We start from the raw sequence: 16,513 nt of genomic DNA on the forward strand, positions 1-16,513 counted from the left end.
TTTCATTATATCGTTGTCTTGAATCGCTCATGGACAAACACCTCTTAGTTCATAGTTAAGATTATTATTACTTCTACACTAAGAGACGTCCACTTTTTATTCTAGATGCAAAAAGGGCGTTAAAAGCCCGCGCGGATGCCCGGCGAATGACTTTAGCGGACCAAAGGGGCCTTAAGGTCTTGTGCGCGCAGGTCGAATGCGCCGGTGCCCGGCCACCGCGCCCATTAAAAAAGTCACACTCCTTATCGTGAGTGTGGCTTTTTCCTTTTGTTGTGAATTTGCTAGAGTTAGCGAGCGGAAATTGCCAGATTACGGTACAATGGAGGTGATGCGAGTCTAGTTCGCGTGAGGATAGTTTTAGTTTTGAATAGAGGCGGGTGCTGTATGCTCATATATAGGAAATTTCTACGAGATCTTTTGCGAAATTATGTGATGGGTTCGGGGATTGCAGTGCTTGTTGTGGGCGGAGTCATTATTTCCACGACACTCTCGATTTCGGGCGTTGAATTGTTCCGGTTGTTTATAATTATGATTTTTTCATTATGTGTGATGATGCTCGCTGAGTTGCTAGTGTTTCGGAGGCACATTAGACCTATTCGTGTCCTGATAGGCCAAGAGACGCCATCGCTAGAGACAATTCGTGAAGCCTATTTACAAACGCATCGCTTTCCCGCCCTGTCGGTAATGCGGATCATAGGGCCGCACTTTCTAGGGCTATCAATTCCAGCTATGACCTTAGCAAGTGCAGGGATTGCGTTGGGTTGGTTAACAATGCCTTTATTTTATATTGGTTTGGCTGGCGTAGGTGCCGTTCTGGTAGCTAGTATGCATGCTTTGCTTGATTTTTTTACGACGGCGCAGGCCATTCGTCCCATGCTAATACATATTCGGGAGTTAGGGGAACGGATTTATGGGGAAGATGTCTCGTTGGATGGACGCGTGATTGTGTCAATTCAACGGAAGTTTCAATTAAGTGCGTTTCTGATCGGCACGATGCCGTTATTTCTTTTTAGCTTAGCAACGCAAATTCGATTGAGCACAAGTGTGGATGCCTCCCAGCTGATCGCTGATTATTGGAAATGGGCGGCCATCATACTATTGCTGGGCGTAGGTTTCTCCTCTTTAGGCGCACGCATGCTGGCCAGTGATATTCAACAGCCAATAGAGGATCTACATCGTGTGATGAAGCAGGTTCAGTCGGGGGATCTCAAGGTCAGAGCCTCCGACTTATACTCAGATGAATTCTCGCGACTGTTCGCAGGCTTTAACCATATGGTGAAGGGCCTCGATACCCGTGAAAAAATGAACAATCAGCTCCTGCAAAGCTACTACACTACGCTTGCGGCAGCGCTCGATGCTCGAGATGCCTACACGGCAGGGCACTCTATGCGCGTCGCTAGATACTCCTTGCTGATTGGGAGATCTGTCCAGCTGAGCGAGCAGGAGCTCGACTGGTTGAACAAAACAGCGCTGCTGCATGATATCGGCAAAATCGGCGTTCGCGATGCGGTACTCTTAAAAGACGGCCGATTAACCGAGGAAGAATTCGAGCAAATCAAGCGTCACCCGGATCTAGGGGAGTCGATTTTGAAGCAAATTGAGCCAGCTGAAGCGATGGCTCCCATGCTTCCAGGTGTGCGCTCGCATCATGAGCGCTATGATGGCGCCGGATATCCCGATGGCCTGAAGGGCCAGGATATCCCGGTGTTTGGCCGCATCATTGCGGTAGCTGATGCGTTCGATGCGATGACGTCCGATCGGCCGTATCGGAAGGGGATGCCTGTCGAGAAGGCGATGGCCATTCTCGCTGAGGGGAAGGGGAGCCAGTGGGATCCCCGATTTGTTCAGGGCTTTATGGATGCGTACAAGGCTTAGTAGGGACCAAATAAAACCCGCTCTGTCCATAGGGACTCAGCGGGTTTTATATCGTTTATTTCACTTTAGTGTGTTCCTCAACTACGCTCCCTGCGTCACCAGATAGATAGCGTCCGACCTTGTCGATCCACTCTTGAACGTAGTGATCGGTGGCCCATTGCGCCATGACGAGCTGTTCGCCAGGCTGTAAATCCAGAGTGAGCTGAGGAATGCTGCCGGGCGCTTGCCCGTAGGAATAGAACTTGAGCGTATCCCCTTCGAAGATGACGAGCATATCGTCCATCGGAGAGGTTAGCGCATCCGTGGCTTTCGGCCACGAGGTCTTGAGATTGCTCCACGAACAGCAGATATCGTCGTGATTGACGACTTTATCCGGCAGGTCGCGTGGGAAATCGCGAAGTACGTAAGAGTCGGGTCTAGTTGAACTTGCTTTAGGTGTTTCAGCAACTTTTCCCACCCACTTACCTGGTTCGCGCTTCACGGTCCAGCTCTGCCCAGAAACCACACCTAACGCATTGTCACCGACGCCAGACAACGAGGCTAGTTCGTTACTTAAACTCGTTCCATACACGTCCATAATGGACACATGATTCTTGTCCACTGGCTTTTTGTAGAACTGCATGGTGCGTGCTTCCTTCAGCTGAGGGAGTGTACGCACCCAGAGACGATCGGCATAATAAGGGGCATTCCCATTCCAAGCAGATTCCGATTCCGCAATGGAAACATATTGGTTGCCTGCAAACAACAATGTTTCCACACGATTGAATTCTTGATTCTCTGGCGCTAAGAAGCGTTCCGTCTTAACAGGCTGATCAGCCAAATGAGCAGATAAATAATAAGACTCCCCCTTGCTCGTTGTCTGTTTGAGGGAGTCGATTTTCCAAAAGTTTTGCTTATAAGGCATCAGAATGCCTGTTCCTTCAGACGTTTTCTCCAATTGTCCGCGAACCGGTGCTACGAGCATTGTTCGATAGGTGCTGTAACGAAGCGGTGACAGTGCGTGACCTTGGCTGTTATTGTTCTCAGGCTCGTGCTCCGTACGAAGTCCAATAAGCAACGCTGTGTTGATGGGAGCTGGAGGTGGTGTAGAGACAGTGACAGCTGCCGGCATCATTTTCCCTTCAAGCGCAGCAGCCTCGCTCTGTGTATGCAAGGTGTGCCAAGGAAAGAGTAGTACGACTGCCATGACAGTTCCCACACCAGCGACACAAAGAAAAGGTTTGGCCTTGGACTTGGTTTTCTCCTTATGTCGAATCGTGTCTTCGATGTCACGCTGCAGCTTGGAAGTAAACCCCTTCTGTTGTAAGGGGCCCTCTTCCAGGTGCTTCTGGAAGTCATCCGGATCAGGAGTTTTCAAGCGCTTCACGCTCCTTCAGACTAAGAACCTTAAGTCTGGCGTGGTGAAGCCTAGATTTAACTGTACCTTCTGAAATAGCTAGAATAGCGGCCATTTCTTTGGTGGTCATTTGATAATGTGCGTGAAGAATTAGGATTTCTCGATATTTGGCGGATAAAGACATAACCTTCTGCCAAATCTCACTTGCATATAAATTCTCGACCGCTTCCGTCTCTGCGGAGCTTGAAGTCCCGCCCGATTGGACGAAACCAACAAGGGTCACCTTGCGCCAAAATGCTTTGCGCATATAGTCATAAGCGGTGTTGCGAGTTATCGTAAGCAACCACGTTTTAACGGCAGCTTCACCACGGAAAGTCGTCAGATTGCGATATACTTTTAAGAAAGCATCCTGTGCAATGTCGTCGGCTGCATCTTTATTGCGACAAATGCTAAATGCGTAATTCCACACATCATTCCCATAGGTTTCCATCAAATTGCGAAGGATCACCTTCTGATCTGTTGTTTCTGCGATGTACTTCAAATAATCAAATACATGGACACCGGTCGTTTCCAATTCTCTCACCTCTCCTATATAGACGCATTGACTACTGAAAAGTTCATCATTCGAAAAAAATACTTTTACTCATACCATTCGTAAGTAACCGCCGCTTTGAGCCGTATTAGAAAATATTCCCTCATCGCTCTTATTAGGTCGTAATTGGCAGGAATTTGTCCATAGAAAGGAGAAAACTTAGGAGTAGAAACTAGGAACGTTACCCTCAGGACAAAAGGGAAGAAAGCGTATACGGACTAGCTTGACAACGAAGCGCACTAGCACGCAATATGAAGGAAGGACTAGATCCTTCGGAGAGGAAGAACAGCATGAATTTCGTTGAGCATATAGCAGAGCATTTGCGGTCCGGACACATTAATAATTATCCCCAGCCAATTGCGCTGAACTTGGGTTTAGTGTACACGGTGAAGCTAGCAGATAAGAAAACGAATTTGATTTGGCTTCCTTTTGAATATACAGGTTTAGCCTATATCGATATGGGCCTGCAGATGAATGTTTACCCTTACTATCGTGGCACAATTATTGAAGAAATTGAACTTTCCCGAGGCACGGATCTGTACAAGCCCCAAACGGAAGAAGCATTCACCAAGGCGCTTTATGCCAAGGGGTACGAGCTGCACCAATTGCTGCAAGAAGAGCAGTACAGTCATTTACAGGGAAGTGCACCGGATTATTTGGCTAAAATGATGTATGTTGTCGACTGGATGCGGTATTACAACTCGGCCAAGCTGGTCGCGGGTACAGTAAGAAATAGATAAATAGCGTTTGCGATCATGGATCTTGCTTTCTACCTAGTAGAGGGCAGGGTCTTTTTGGCCTTTCATATGGCTATAGTCCCAGTCCGAGGGTGCTTATTCGACAAGGATGAATGGGCTTTTCAGCATGTTCTCAAAGGGTAGTAGAAGGCTTATCCTAGAGGATGGTGGAAGTTCGTGCCGAAAATTTAGAGAGAAGCGGAGAAATTGGCGATGATACGGTGGAATAAATGGCTGATAATGGCGACGATAGTAAGTCTATTAGCAATTGGCAGCTTACCAAGTAGAAGTGAAGCAGCAGGATTTAAGGATATTGGGGGGCATTGGGCGGAGCAGACGATTGTTCAAATGGTACAACAGGGCTTATTGGATGGTTTTCCAGATGGCACTTTTCGACCGGATGAGACCGTCACAGCAGATCAATTTGTAAAAATTGTACTGTTAGCCTTCACGGATAAGTTTCCGAATGGGGAACGGAAGTGGAAGACAAGCTTTCTACAAACATTAAGTGCGAGCAATCAAAATATTTTACAGCAGGATTACCGGGATTTCACGTTTAAGCCTAATACGGTCGGGTACTGGGCTAAACCTTATTTAGATCTAGCAAGTGACCTTCACTTTATTAGCAAAGGGCAGTTCAGTGATTATAAGGCATCCTTGAAGCGGGAAGATGTTGCGGAGATTTTGTATTACTTATTGAAAGAAACGGAATATTTGGAGGACGAAACATATAGTCTTGCGGCAGCATCCCATTTCGGCGATTTACAGAGTGCATCGAGCAGACAGCAGAAGTTTATCGGAGAGTCGATGACAAAAGGGATCATGGAAGGGTATCCGAATGGTTACTTCGGTGTAGGTCAATATGTGACACGTGCAGAAGCATTGCAAATTATTACGCGTCTGCAGACGAAATCGAAGCGCATCAGTGTGAAGAATGATAACGATGCTTTCATTAAGGTCGTGCCTACGAAGGATGGCAGCTACAAAAAGCTCGTTTTTCCAGATCAGCGCATGCTGCAAACGTATGAAGTCATGGAAGACGCGGGTAAGCTGCGCGGGACGAATTACGATTTGGAAGAGACGACACTGCGTCTATTTAAGAATTCAGAGGCTAAGGCGCAAGCATTGAGCGGGGCCACAGCAGCAGCGCGCAACAGTAATGAGGCTTCGCTCTGGTTGGATCCACAATTTGCAACTTATGGAGTCACAGTTCGACTGGAGGATGGGGTGCTTGCTCGCAATACGGAAAGCATTCGCAAGTTCACCGACTTCCTGTTCGGGTATGATGCGGATATTTTCTATCGTCAATTTACGGATGCATGCGCGCGTGCAGCGGCGAAAGGTGTTCTTGAAACATCGACAACACAAATTGGTAACTTCTCCGTAGAAACCCGGTTGGAGTCGGATGGCAAGACCATTGTCTTCTCGATCATTCATTCTTAAAAGGGTGTAAAAAAGTAGTTGGCTGTACATACAAGTTGATTTATTTGTCCATTAATTTAGAAGTATCTAGCTGAGATGTACGTACAAGTGTATAATGGAGATAATCTTTATACATTTTATCGGAAGGTGTTGAGCTCAGATGCTTGAGAAATTGAGAGGGCAAGTATTAGAAGCCAATTTGGATCTGCCCAAATATGGGCTAGTTACGTTTACATGGGGCAATGTCAGCGGGATTGATCGGGAGCAAGGACTCGTGGTGATTAAGCCCAGTGGCGTACCTTATGCGGATTTGAAGGCCGAAGATCTTGTTATCGTTGATTTGCAAGGTAACCTAGTGGAAGGTCAATTAAAGCCATCTTCGGATACACCCACGCATTTGGCGTTGTATCGCGCTTTTCCAACGATTGGCGGTATTGTACACACGCATTCGCCTTGGGCTACGAGCTGGGCGCAGGCTGGCCGTGCCATTCCGGCTTTGGGGACAACGCACGCCGATTACTTTTACGGTGAGGTGCCATGCACACGATTGATGACGGAGACCGAGATTCAAGGAGCTTATGAGCTGGAGACAGGCCATGTGATCATCGAGACGTTCCGCGAGTTGGATCCAGCGATGGTGCCGGGTGTGCTTGTAAACTGTCACGCGCCTTTCAGTTGGGGTAAGGACGCACATGATGCCGTTCATAATGCGGTTGTACTGGAAGAGGTCGCGAAGATCGCGTATCGTACGTACAACTTGAATCCATCGATTCAACCTATGGACCAAACGTTGTTGGATCGTCATTTCTTGCGAAAGCATGGAGCGAACGCGTATTACGGGCAAAAATAAGAGGATCTATCCAGGGCAATCGGCTGAATTAGCGGATTGTCCTTTTTTTACATTTTGGCTGGAAGCCGCGCATTTGGTATGATGAAAGAGAGACTAGGAAAGAAGAGGATGATGATCTATGTTTGCGAAATCGAGCTACAGTGGAACGAGAGAAGAACAATATACCTTGCTGATCGGGCAAGCCCACGCTTTGATACATGATGAACCGAACCGAATTGCGAATCTAGCGAATGCGTCTGCCTTGCTCGGACAGTTTCTGGAGAATATCAACTGGGTAGGATTTTACTTGGTAGACGAGCAGCTTGAACAGAAGGAGCTTGTGCTCGGACCTTTTCAAGGATTACCAGCATGCGTGCGTATTCCTTTCGGTAAAGGGGTATGCGGCACGTCCGCCGAGCGCAGAGAAACCGTTCTTGTACCGGATGTCCACGCATTTCCGGGACATATTGCCTGCGACGCTGCTTCCCAATCGGAGATCGTGATCCCGCTTGTGGTGCGGGGAGAGCTCGTTGGCGTGCTGGACATCGACAGCCCGAGTCTCAATCGGTTTGACGAAGTCGACCAACGCTTCTTGGAGCAGTTCGTGCAGAAGCTCGCTGCGGCGATGTAGGCGTGGGCCGATGGGAAGTACACTTACAAAGGTACGGTCACATGCGATCTCAAATAAAGGTGTGGCATAACGTTATTTGCTACATATACATGTTCTGTGAAATATAGCATTACGAAATAACGCTATTTCGACCAAATGGAGTGGAATTTATCCATTTAGAGTGAAATAACGCTATTCTATAACGTTATTCTCCCGTATTCTCTACTTAACTAATAAATAAGATGTTTTCATAACGCTATTTTGCAAACGAGGTTCATTTCTATGTCATGGAAGCGATAAGTTATCTCGAGTTGCAAAAGTTCCCAAAAGAAACGCCAGCTGCATTAGCAGCTGGCGTTTCTTTGTGCATTATGAAGGGAAAGCGTCGGTGCTGATGATAGCCGATAGAAGCTTACGCATCGACCGCGTTCCGACTTTATCCATGATTTTCTCGATGTGGACTTTCACTGTTTTCTCACTGATAAAGCAATAATCTGCGATTTCTTTGTTGCTATAACCACGCAAAGCGATAAGACTGATAATTTCGGCTTCCCGTGTTGTAAGAACGTGTCGAGATACAAAGTGTGTGATAACAGAAGGTAGTTTAGTAGGAAGAAGATTTCTAACGAGATTCTCTTGAACAGGGGGCATGCGTAAACGACCTCAATATCTCAGTAAATGACTAGCTTATCCTATATTGTACCAGAGTTAGCTGTTCCATAGTAAAGGAGAGCGTGTCGAATTTCCAAATTTTTATGTAATTTTGATACTACATGCCCTATTAAGCAGTAAGCTTGGTAGGCCGAGAGCTCACCCTAGTCCTTGCTTTGAATGACAAGCAATAGGCCAGATGAAAGCTCGATGAGCCCTTCCGACTCAAGCAAAATGTTACTAATGCCAAGCGACATCCCGATTTCAAGCGTTGCTTGATGAAGAGGGTACTGAAAGCCGTGCAATGTGATTCCCTTAACCTCTAGGCTGAGTGGAAGCAAAGAAATATGTGTGTAAGGCCCTCTCCTTACGTGCGTAGACTGATCGATCACCATAATGAGATTGTTAGCATCCATAATCGCACACGGAACCCCCTGTGCCATGCCTTTACGCAGCAAATGCACATTGGCAAGTGAGTGATCGAACCGCGTACCTAACGCGCCGACTAGCAGAATTTGACTCGGCCTTTGCTCCAGCGCCCAATTGAAAGCCATCTCCGTATCGGTCAGATCCTTATAGATCGGATCGCAGTCAATGAACGCTTGACTAGAAGCGCGAATAAGAGAAAGTTCCTCCGATGTGACGGAGTCGAAATCGCCCATCGAGATATGCGGCTGAAAGCCGTGTTGTATGAGATAAAGCGCCCCGCGATCAGAGCCGACGAGAATGTCATCCTCGCGAATTTCGTCTAAAGCCCAGTCTCCCAGTGTACCGCCTGTAATTATAATTATGCGTGTCATTTTCCGTATCCCCCAGGGCCTGATTACCCATATATTCCCCTTAGTATAGCACAAACGAGAAAAAACCGAGCAGCCACAGAGGTTGCTCGGTTTCTCAAAGAGATGCATACTCAGCAAAACCTAAGCTTAAGTACGTGCATCTACACGCTTGCGCATGGGATTAAGCTCCGACTGATCGTGATCAATCTCCGCCTCATCGGCAAAGCCTTGCAGCTCATAGGTAGTGCGCCCAAGAACGAGATCAGCAGGAAACTCATCACCTCTTTTAAGCGTGACCTCTTGTCCTGCTTCATTAGCATAAATACCATCGGTTTCGACGGTATCGCCTGTCATGGGATCCATTGATTTATCTTTTGACATTCAACATGCCTCCTTTCCTGTTGCTTATCCTTACCATTTCCAACGGTTGAGGAAATTATGAGGAGAATCATGTAGAATGAGTAGGTCATCATAGCTTGTACACGGAGAGGAATGAAAGGCATGGCTTTATGGGGGACGATCGTGAATGCAGTTGCCATTATCATCGGCGGATTATTAGGCATACTGCTGCCCCGCATCTCAGAAAGTATAAAAAGCACAGTCCTGCAAGGCCTAGGGCTTGCGATAACTGTGCTTGGTATTACAATGGCGCTCAAGTCAGATCAAATTGTGATCGTCATCATGAGCATCGTGATTGGCGGTATACTTGGCGAGCTGATGCGTATAGAGGCGAATCTCACCAAACTAGGTGATTGGCTGCAGGCCAAGATGAGTAAGCAGTCGACAGCTCATCCATCAGCGACAACGAGCATCTCAGAAGGCTTTGTTACCTGTACGCTCGTCTACTGCATTGGCGCGATGGCGATACTGGGTCCTTTGGATGGCGGCCTGCGGCATAACCACGATATTCTGTACACCAAGTCGCTGCTCGACGGGTTCTTATCCATCATCTTCGCCTCGACCTTGGGGATTGGCGTTGTCTTCTCCGCAGCATCTGTATTTGTGATGCAAGGAACGATTGCACTGCTAGCGACTGTGATTGCAATGGCATTTAGTGATGCATCGCTGGATGCCATGATTGTTCAAATCACTGCTGTAGGCGGCGTTTTGGTCATTGGTGTAGGAATCAATATTTTGCAAATTAGAAAAATAAATGTGGCGAACATGCTGCCTGCACTTGTCATTGCCGCGGCTGCGGTTCCGCTTCAGCAACTTATCACCGATTGGTTACATCGCTAGCGTTACACGGCTGATCCATTGAATTTATAGCCAACGCCTCGTACAGTAATGATGTAGCGGGGCTCTGCTGGATTAACTTCAATCTTTTTGCGCAGATTGCTGATATGTACAATGAGTGTGCGTGGATCGCCCATGCTGTCTAAACTCCAGATTAGCTCAAATAAGTGCTCGATTTTGTAAACGCGATTCGGTGTCTTGGCCATGAGGGAGAGTAGGTCAAATTCTTTGGCAGAAAGGGAGATCGTTTGACCATTCGCTCGTACGATGTGGCTCACTAGATCGATTTCTAGTCCTGGGAATTTTACCAATTGAGGGTCATCTTGATGCTGCTCACGAATGGAGTTGCGACGAAGATGGGCTTTGACGCGGGCTACAAGCTGACTTGGGCTAAAGGGCTTAGTCATATAGTCGTCGCCGCCCATACTGAGCCCTAGAATAATGTCAATGTCTTCACTTTTACACGAAATGAATAGGATAGGTGTATTGCTCGTTTTGCGGAGCTGTCGACATACCTCTATACCATCAAGTCCTGGCAGCAAAATATCCAGAATAATTAGATCAGGCCTATGTTCTTTTACAATGCCGAACACATCTTGTCCATTATTAGCACTAATGACTTTGTAGCCTTCACGCACTAAATAGAGTTGAATTAACTGGACAATTTCTTGCTCGTCATCAACGACTAAAATTGTTTCTCCTGCCATGTCTGAAAATCCCCCTCAGTAATGAAACAACGCCTAAGTAAGAAGGGTGTTCCCTCTCTCAAATATTACAGATATTACCTACATTATAGAACGATTCTCTCCAAAATTTCTATCCTTTTATTGACAAATAGCGAGTTCCTACTCGTTTTTCTATAAATTTTAGGTATAAAGATGGTGGGCGTTAGGTAAAAAGTAGCGAGAAAAATAGCGAAAAGAAAATCTGTGTTTTTATTATCGTCATTAAGTGACAAGGAGTGCTATTTTTCGACTTTCCATTGATATAAAATTTAGGATGATTTGATTTGATTTTATATGATTTTTATGTAATCGTGCTAAGCTACCAAGGTCTCTATGTAAGCACAGGAGAGGGCGGTAGTAAGCGATGTACAATGAAATAGATTCAAATTTTATCACGCATTCCCAAGTACCGATGGCGTCACTTGCACGTCAAATGATTGAGCAAGCCTGGGATTTGTATTGTCAATTGGATGCGCAGGGCAATTTGATCTATGCATCAGGCAGATTTAACGAAATAATTGGATGCGTACCTGAACAAGTAGAGCAAATCATCGAGGCTGTTGATTCGGATTTTCGCCTAGATGTGTATAAATTGTTTGTTCATACCCTACAGACGAAGACCAGTAGTAAGTTAGAGTTTCGTGCGAAAGGAGCAGGTGAGGCTCACCTGTGGATGGAGTGCACGGCGATCCCTTTTTGTGACGAGAAGGGGGAAATTAAGGAGATTGCTTTCGCACTTCAAGATCGTACACGGTACAAAAATCAGGAGAATCGCCTGCTTGCAATGGCTTTGCATGACCCACTGACGGGCTTGCCGAACCGGCGATTGTTCAAAGAGCAGCTGAACCAGCTGCTGCAGCAGGCCAAACGAACGAATCGTACTTTTGCGCTCCTGTATGTCGATATTGATGATTTCAAAATCATAAATGATACGATGGGACACGATATCGGTGATGCGTTTTTGCAGGAATTCGTAAGCCGGATCCAAGGTTGTCTGAGAGAAGTCGATATGTTTGCCCGAATGGGAGGAGACGAGTTTACGATCTTATTGCCGGCAGTAGATTGCCAGGACCATGTGGATGCCATTGCGCAACGCATTCTAGCATGTGTCGATCGGAAGTGGGAAGTGCAAGGGTTGTCTTTTCGCTCCACGGTCAGCATGGGAATCACAATGTATCGTTCTGATCAAATAGATGCGACTCAAATGATGAAGGAAGTTGACATCGCTTTATATCAAGTAAAGGGCAAGGGACGGAACCATTATCAATTTTATGGTCATGATCTACCGATAGACACGCGATAAACATACCGTTATGCACAGTTCCCAACCTTGTGCAGTAACGGTTTTTGGCGTTTCACCAGTATTTACTCGTAGCGATTTTGGTAGCTTTCTAGGATGATAGAAGGAATTAAATCGGTAGAATAGGGGTTGAGACGGGTGAGATCCAAACGTGGATGGCGAAGGCTTGTTGTTGCCCTCATTGTCGTCGGTGCGATGTGCCAGGTAACATTCATGCATAAGGATGAGGTTGTTGCTGGGGCTGCGGCGCTCAAGGGAAATTCAATATGTCGTATTTATTCTCGGGAGCGCCTAGCTCGTATCTATCACAAGTTAATAAAAGCGGTGAAACCTTAGATGTGGTGTCTCCGAGTTATTTTCATATCAATGAAAATGGTCGTTTGATGGTGTCCGATCTAGAAGCGTCTTTTATAACGGAGATGCACAAACAGGGGAAGCGGGTTGTCCCTTTTTTAAGTAATGATTTCGATCGGGTGATTGGTGAAAAGGCCATTGATGGCCGCGACGCGCTAGTGAAAGAACTGGTAGCGAGTATTCAAGCCAATAAGCTAGATGGCGTTCAATTGGATATTGAAAATGTAGGTGCGGCCTACCGGGATAAATACACGGATTTTGTCAGGAAGCTGCGCGAGCAGCTGCCGAGTACGATGGAGGTTTCTGTGGCGGTCGCTGCGAATCCAACCGGTGAGACCACGAATTGGATTGGATTATATGACTATAAAGCGTTGGCAGCTGTCAGTGATTATCTGATGGTGATGACCTACGATGAGAGCTATCCTGGCGATCCTACGCCGGGTCCTGTTGCTAGCTTACCCTTTGTTGACAAATCCATTCAGTATGCGCTATCTCAAGCCCCTGCGGGTAAAATTGTACTAGGCATCCCGTTGTATGGCCGTTATTGGAACCAAGATCCTGCGTCGAATGGGGCCGGGATTGCGGCTAGAAGCGTTCAGAATCTGGTCGATCAATACCAAGGGACCGTACGTTATGACGGGGCAAGCCAATCACCTGTGGCGACGTTCACGATTCAAGCTGCGGATGCGAAAGCGACGGTGAACGGCAAAGCGTTATCAGAGGGGACGTATACGGTGTGGTACGAAAACGAGCAATCTTTAAAAGCGAAGCTAAAATTGGTAGGGAAATACCAGTTGAAGGGAACCGGCAGCTGGAGTTTGAATCAAGAGGCTGCTGACACTTGGAGCTATTATCAATTGTGGACGGATGGCTTTTACTTCACCGACATGCAAAAGCATTGGGCGCAGGCTGACGTTCTGAGCGCCGCCAACCGCGGCTGGATGCTCGGCGTCGCCGCAGACCAGTTCGCGCCCGACGAGGCGCTCACAAGGGCTGAAGCGGCGACGATTATCGTGCGCGCGCTCGGTCTAGAGAACGCGGGCGCTGCCAGCGCCGCGTTCAAGGACGTGCCTGCGACGCACTGGGCGTCGCAGAATATCGGGATCGCGCAGCAGAACGGGCTGATGCAGGGCATCAGCAACGACGCCTTCGCGCCCGGTCAGAGCATGACGCGGGAGCAGATGAGTGTGCTGCTCTCCCGCGCCTTAAAGCTGACCACGCCGGCTAGCGGCGGGGCGAAGAAGTTCACGGACGTGCCAGCGGGCAGCTGGTCGGCAGAGGCCATTGCTGCGATGAGCAGCAGGGGCCTTGTCGACGGCTTCGAGGGCAGCGCCCAGCCGCTGCTCACGAAGTGAGCCGGCGAAGCTGAAAGAGCCCGGCCCCTTGGAAAGGGCGGGCTCTTCGTTATTTTGCAGCAGGTGGCGTCGACGTGTACTGTTTCGTAACAAAAACCAGGCTCGGCGGCTTCTCGCTGGTCGTCGGTGGAGAGCCTGTCGGTTTCGTGGGGGCATCGCCTATGGTATCGTCCGTCCCAGAATAGACGAACGTTGTCTGCTCTTTAGGCCCTGGTTTATCGGTGACGAATTGACGAATGTTTTTGATTCGCGTTTCGGAGGTTGTGACGCGGTTGCTGCCGATTTGAAAGACAGAGGAGGCCGCGACGCCGAGAATGCGGATGTTACGAACCGTAATATAGCTGCCTAAGTTATCCACACACATAGTAAAAGGTTCCGGAGGTTGTGGAATAGGAAAAGGACGTTGGTAGAAAGGGTAAGCTGCAAAACTGCCTTCATTTCCATAATAATAAGGGACTTCACGTTGGACAGCGAAGACCCTATTGTGTAGAGCCGTAAACCGATTATCCCCTACATGCATTGTGCTCGCAGATCCTATGGTGTTCAAATACACATTGCCAACGATAGATAAACGAGCCATCGCTTAATCCGCTTCTGCAGGGAGCGGGACGAAAGGAGAGATAATGACCGATTCGGGTGGTGTATCAAACATGGAAGACAAAGAAATGACCTCCGTATCCCCAATTAGAAAAACCGAGGCACTGGATACCCCGACGATTCGTATGTCACCTACACATAATTGTTTGTTTTCTACATGTAATTGAAACATCGCTTATCCTTCTCTCTTTTTTAAAATAGTTACGCTAGGAAGCCGTTAATTATTTGGGCAGACTGGCTATGTAAGTCTCAATCGCGGTTAGGATATCCTGCTTCGTTTTATCCATAATATTATGGGTCACGGCTTCCAACGGTTCCTTGAACCCAACGCCGCGGTATTGATTCACATAATGTTGAATACGCGTATCCAGTTGCTTGCGAATATCTTCGATGATCAAATCTTTGTAGTCATCATCGAGAGGATGCTGATATTTATGTTCAAGGTTGTTGATATCACCCTGTACGCCAAATTGTAAATACTGCTCAATGCCGTTAGCCACATCATCTCGAATGTCATTTCCTTGCTTAGCGGCTGCTCCGCGCATGGCTTCTTGCCCCGCGCCGCCGACAGCATGAGGTGCTGACCCTTGATATTGCCCGCCTTGATAAAAAGGATTCATATCCATGGCGCCCATGCCGCCGCCATTTCCCTCTTTGTTCAACGAGTTGCCATTCACGCTGAAATCCTCAATCTGATCTAGCGCACTAGGACTAATCCCAATGGTGAGCGTTCCATCCAGCTTTTCAACCTTAAGCTGATCAAAATTATATTCTATTTTATCAATGTGAATTCGCTTCTCATCTTTCATTGCTTTCAGATCCGCCTGCAGCTTGTTAACGGTTTGCTCTAACTTATCGATGCGTTGTTTCTGCATGTCGACATAGCCGCAGAGTTGTTGGGCCCATTGCTGCCACGTGATCGTATTGGTCATTTGGGAAAGCACCTCCTTTCGGATTGCTCAATAAAGCCTTGGTTGCCATTCATTATGTTGCTGGCGGCAAAGGAACAAGGGCAACAGGATTAACTTCACTTGTTCCTAGCTCGGGTGCTGGCTCTACGAAACCGCCTGTATTGTACAGATTAGACAAGGAACGAATCGACCCGGCTGTGCCAATCTGGAGGACGGAGGAGTTGGCGACAGAGTTTACTTTTAACTGTTGGATCATGATTGTTTGATGGATGGTCCAGTTCATATCCTTGGAACACCTCGCTCTAGGCTGACTATTGTCAGAGAATATTGCCGCTTGCATTGGCATCAATAAAATCTGAGTCATTGGTTACGGTCGTGCTGTACGTATTGTAGACACGCGGGAAATCACCGGTATTAAATGAACCTGCCCCAGCGAATGTTTTAGAGGAACTTGTTGGTGAGATGATGAAGGAATCGCCGAAATGCACGATAGAGCTGGAACCGACACTAATAATTTTCACATTCCCAACGATAGCTGGCATAATCCGATCCCCCTTGCGTTATCTCACCTACAGTATATGAGGTATCCGCCTAGAGGTGCTCTGAATTTTCGGGAGGGTGTCACAATGGGATGCAGGCACATATACTGTTAGCAAAATGAGGTGATGGGCTTGAGCGGATTTAATCGCCATCCTTGGCTGAAGTGGGAACAGGTTGAGAAGTTTCTTGGACAGAAGCTGCCGTTTGCTGAAAAAGGGCAGACCTTTCTAGATAATATGACGTGGGCTGAAGGATATGTACAGGACATGCTGAAAAAAGCGATGCCTGGCATGGATGCCAGCATTTCATCCTCTGGATCTATCGGGACAGAAATTTTTGAGACGCATGAGCATGTCATTATTAAGGTGAAAATTGCGAAGGAAGAAGATCCAAGAGCACTTCAAGTATTCGTTAAATCCAATCAAGTTAAGGTAACAGGATTCTCGAATGGCAAGAATCGTATTGTGAAGGTGCCTACGCTTGTCTTGCCGAGAACAGCAAGTGTAAGCTACAAGCAGCGTTTGCTGGAGATTAAGGTTCGTAAGCGCGGTTTGAAGGAGAGCTACCATGAGGCGTACATTCGTTACTAGAGACCGCGTCGGAATACCTGAAGAACCTCCTCTAGCCCAATGGCTGAGGGGGTTCTTTAAGGTTTGGTGGGGAG

The 16,513-nt window shown here is 47.4% G+C and carries 20 protein-coding genes; 9 read left to right on the forward strand and 11 right to left on the reverse strand.

Annotated features, from left to right (window positions below):
- Positions 1 to 384 precede the first annotated feature (384 nt).
- Positions 385 to 1,875 carry an HD domain-containing phosphohydrolase gene (locus AC58QT_RS34780; protein ID WP_497412934.1) on the forward strand — a complete coding sequence of 497 codons (1,491 nt, stop codon included), beginning with the start codon at positions 385 to 387 and terminating at the stop codon, positions 1,873 to 1,875.
- 55 nt (positions 1,876 to 1,930) lie between these two features.
- Here AC58QT_RS34780 and AC58QT_RS34785 read toward each other — a convergent pair whose 3' ends face one another.
- Positions 1,931 to 3,232: a hypothetical protein gene (locus tag AC58QT_RS34785; RefSeq protein ID WP_497412935.1), complete on the reverse strand. Its 1,302-nt coding sequence runs from the start codon at positions 3,230 to 3,232 to the stop codon at positions 1,931 to 1,933.
- Complete coding sequence (locus AC58QT_RS34790; RefSeq protein ID WP_310501757.1) at positions 3,219 to 3,785, reverse strand: RNA polymerase sigma factor; 567 nt, start codon at positions 3,783 to 3,785, stop codon at positions 3,219 to 3,221. The genes AC58QT_RS34785 and AC58QT_RS34790 overlap by 14 nt, the downstream gene beginning before the upstream one ends.
- Positions 3,786 to 4,093: 308 nt before the next feature.
- Here AC58QT_RS34790 and AC58QT_RS34795 point away from each other — a divergent pair, with 308 nt between their 5' ends.
- The 4 genes from AC58QT_RS34795 (at position 4,094) to AC58QT_RS34810 (ending at position 7,422) form a co-directional block, all read left to right on the forward strand.
- The gene (locus AC58QT_RS34795) at positions 4,094 to 4,543 is read left to right on the forward strand and encodes a hypothetical protein (RefSeq protein ID WP_310501758.1); all 450 of its coding nucleotides are present in this window, start codon (positions 4,094 to 4,096) and stop codon (positions 4,541 to 4,543) included.
- A gap of 210 nt (positions 4,544 to 4,753) precedes the next feature.
- Positions 4,754 to 5,983, forward strand: coding sequence for an S-layer homology domain-containing protein (locus AC58QT_RS34800; RefSeq protein ID WP_497412936.1), 1,230 nt, complete (start codon positions 4,754 to 4,756; stop codon positions 5,981 to 5,983).
- Between the two features lie 139 nt (positions 5,984 to 6,122).
- Positions 6,123 to 6,812, forward strand: coding sequence for an L-ribulose-5-phosphate 4-epimerase (araD, locus tag AC58QT_RS34805; protein ID WP_497412937.1), 690 nt, complete (start codon positions 6,123 to 6,125; stop codon positions 6,810 to 6,812).
- 118 nt (positions 6,813 to 6,930) lie between these two features.
- Positions 6,931 to 7,422, forward strand: coding sequence for a GAF domain-containing protein (locus AC58QT_RS34810; RefSeq protein ID WP_497412938.1), 492 nt, complete (start codon positions 6,931 to 6,933; stop codon positions 7,420 to 7,422).
- A gap of 348 nt (positions 7,423 to 7,770) precedes the next feature.
- Here the strand turns inward: AC58QT_RS34810 and AC58QT_RS34815 are convergent, their stop codons facing one another.
- The 3 genes from AC58QT_RS34815 to AC58QT_RS34825 form a co-directional block, all read right to left on the reverse strand.
- On the reverse strand, positions 7,771 to 8,052 hold the full coding sequence (locus AC58QT_RS34815) for a helix-turn-helix domain-containing protein (protein ID WP_310501762.1): 282 nt from the start codon (positions 8,050 to 8,052) through the stop codon (positions 7,771 to 7,773).
- A gap of 164 nt (positions 8,053 to 8,216) precedes the next feature.
- The gene (locus tag AC58QT_RS34820) at positions 8,217 to 8,852 is read right to left on the reverse strand and encodes a thiamine diphosphokinase (RefSeq protein WP_497412939.1); all 636 of its coding nucleotides are present in this window, start codon (positions 8,850 to 8,852) and stop codon (positions 8,217 to 8,219) included.
- Between the two features lie 126 nt (positions 8,853 to 8,978).
- The gene (locus AC58QT_RS34825; protein ID WP_310501764.1) at positions 8,979 to 9,212 is read right to left on the reverse strand and encodes a hypothetical protein; all 234 of its coding nucleotides are present in this window, start codon (positions 9,210 to 9,212) and stop codon (positions 8,979 to 8,981) included.
- Positions 9,213 to 9,332: 120 nt separating this feature from the next.
- Between AC58QT_RS34825 and AC58QT_RS34830 the strand changes: the two genes are divergently transcribed.
- Positions 9,333 to 10,070: a DUF554 domain-containing protein gene (locus tag AC58QT_RS34830; RefSeq protein WP_497412940.1), complete on the forward strand. Its 738-nt coding sequence runs from the start codon at positions 9,333 to 9,335 to the stop codon at positions 10,068 to 10,070.
- Between the two features lie 2 nt (positions 10,071 to 10,072).
- Here the strand turns inward: AC58QT_RS34830 and AC58QT_RS34835 are convergent, their stop codons facing one another.
- Positions 10,073 to 10,774, reverse strand: a complete 702-nt coding sequence (locus AC58QT_RS34835; RefSeq protein WP_310501766.1) for a response regulator — start codon at positions 10,772 to 10,774, stop codon at positions 10,073 to 10,075.
- Positions 10,775 to 11,156: 382 nt separating this feature from the next.
- Here AC58QT_RS34835 and AC58QT_RS34840 point away from each other — a divergent pair, with 382 nt between their 5' ends.
- Together AC58QT_RS34840 and AC58QT_RS34845 are read left to right on the forward strand one after the other, a co-directional pair.
- Positions 11,157 to 12,095 carry a diguanylate cyclase domain-containing protein gene (locus tag AC58QT_RS34840; RefSeq protein ID WP_497412941.1) on the forward strand — a complete coding sequence of 313 codons (939 nt, stop codon included), beginning with the start codon at positions 11,157 to 11,159 and terminating at the stop codon, positions 12,093 to 12,095.
- Positions 12,096 to 12,358: 263 nt separating this feature from the next.
- A complete protein-coding gene (locus AC58QT_RS34845; protein WP_497412942.1) occupies positions 12,359 to 13,801 on the forward strand; it encodes a glycosyl hydrolase family 18 protein in 1,443 nt (480 codons plus the stop codon).
- A gap of 49 nt (positions 13,802 to 13,850) precedes the next feature.
- Here AC58QT_RS34845 and AC58QT_RS34850 read toward each other — a convergent pair whose 3' ends face one another.
- The 5 genes from AC58QT_RS34850 to AC58QT_RS34870 are packed head-to-tail and all read right to left on the reverse strand — an operon-like array spanning position 13,851 to position 15,851.
- Positions 13,851 to 14,381, reverse strand: coding sequence for a spore germination protein GerPE (locus AC58QT_RS34850; protein ID WP_497412943.1), 531 nt, complete (start codon positions 14,379 to 14,381; stop codon positions 13,851 to 13,853).
- A 3-nt stretch (positions 14,382 to 14,384) separates the two neighbouring features.
- Complete coding sequence (locus AC58QT_RS34855) at positions 14,385 to 14,570, reverse strand: spore germination protein GerPD (RefSeq protein ID WP_310501770.1); 186 nt, start codon at positions 14,568 to 14,570, stop codon at positions 14,385 to 14,387.
- Between the two features lie 49 nt (positions 14,571 to 14,619).
- Entirely contained in the window at positions 14,620 to 15,330 is a 711-nt protein-coding gene (gene gerPC, locus AC58QT_RS34860; protein ID WP_497412944.1) for a spore germination protein GerPC, read from the reverse strand.
- 52 nt (positions 15,331 to 15,382) lie between these two features.
- Entirely contained in the window at positions 15,383 to 15,592 is a 210-nt protein-coding gene (locus tag AC58QT_RS34865; RefSeq protein WP_310501772.1) for a spore germination protein GerPB, read from the reverse strand.
- Between the two features lie 34 nt (positions 15,593 to 15,626).
- Positions 15,627 to 15,851, reverse strand: coding sequence for a spore germination protein (locus AC58QT_RS34870; RefSeq protein ID WP_310501773.1), 225 nt, complete (start codon positions 15,849 to 15,851; stop codon positions 15,627 to 15,629).
- Between the two features lie 129 nt (positions 15,852 to 15,980).
- On the opposite strand from AC58QT_RS34870, the gene AC58QT_RS34875 reads away from it, so the two are divergent.
- On the forward strand, positions 15,981 to 16,439 hold the full coding sequence (locus tag AC58QT_RS34875; RefSeq protein WP_310501774.1) for a hypothetical protein: 459 nt from the start codon (positions 15,981 to 15,983) through the stop codon (positions 16,437 to 16,439).
- Positions 16,440 to 16,513: the final 74 nt, after the last annotated feature.

The organism is Paenibacillus sp. J31R109, from assembly GCF_059692055.1.

Bases quoted from the DNA above. Each gene is read 5' to 3' on its own strand.
- AC58QT_RS34830 (WP_497412940.1), top strand. From the start codon at position 9,333: ATGGCTTTATGGGGGACGATCGTGAATGCAGTTGCCATTATCATCGGC.
- AC58QT_RS34825 (WP_310501764.1), bottom strand. From the start codon at position 9,212: ATGTCAAAAGATAAATCAATGGATCCCATGACAGGCGATACCGTCGAA.
- AC58QT_RS34870 (WP_310501773.1), bottom strand. From the start codon at position 15,851: ATGCCAGCTATCGTTGGGAATGTGAAAATTATTAGTGTCGGTTCCAGC.
- gerPC (WP_497412944.1), bottom strand. From the start codon at position 15,330: ATGACCAATACGATCACGTGGCAGCAATGGGCCCAACAACTCTGCGGC.
- AC58QT_RS34820 (WP_497412939.1), bottom strand. From the start codon at position 8,852: ATGACACGCATAATTATAATTACAGGCGGTACACTGGGAGACTGGGCT.
- AC58QT_RS34810 (WP_497412938.1), top strand. From the start codon at position 6,931: ATGTTTGCGAAATCGAGCTACAGTGGAACGAGAGAAGAACAATATACC.
- AC58QT_RS34800 (WP_497412936.1), top strand. From the start codon at position 4,754: ATGATACGGTGGAATAAATGGCTGATAATGGCGACGATAGTAAGTCTA.
- araD (WP_497412937.1), top strand. From the start codon at position 6,123: ATGCTTGAGAAATTGAGAGGGCAAGTATTAGAAGCCAATTTGGATCTG.
- AC58QT_RS34840 (WP_497412941.1), top strand. From the start codon at position 11,157: ATGTACAATGAAATAGATTCAAATTTTATCACGCATTCCCAAGTACCG.
- AC58QT_RS34780 (WP_497412934.1), top strand. From the start codon at position 385: ATGCTCATATATAGGAAATTTCTACGAGATCTTTTGCGAAATTATGTG.
- AC58QT_RS34845 (WP_497412942.1), top strand. From the start codon at position 12,359: ATGTCGTATTTATTCTCGGGAGCGCCTAGCTCGTATCTATCACAAGTT.
- AC58QT_RS34795 (WP_310501758.1), top strand. From the start codon at position 4,094: ATGAATTTCGTTGAGCATATAGCAGAGCATTTGCGGTCCGGACACATT.
- AC58QT_RS34835 (WP_310501766.1), bottom strand. From the start codon at position 10,774: ATGGCAGGAGAAACAATTTTAGTCGTTGATGACGAGCAAGAAATTGTC.
- AC58QT_RS34815 (WP_310501762.1), bottom strand. From the start codon at position 8,052: ATGCCCCCTGTTCAAGAGAATCTCGTTAGAAATCTTCTTCCTACTAAA.
- AC58QT_RS34865 (WP_310501772.1), bottom strand. From the start codon at position 15,592: ATGAACTGGACCATCCATCAAACAATCATGATCCAACAGTTAAAAGTA.
- AC58QT_RS34850 (WP_497412943.1), bottom strand. From the start codon at position 14,381: ATGGCTCGTTTATCTATCGTTGGCAATGTGTATTTGAACACCATAGGA.
- AC58QT_RS34855 (WP_310501770.1), bottom strand. From the start codon at position 14,570: ATGTTTCAATTACATGTAGAAAACAAACAATTATGTGTAGGTGACATA.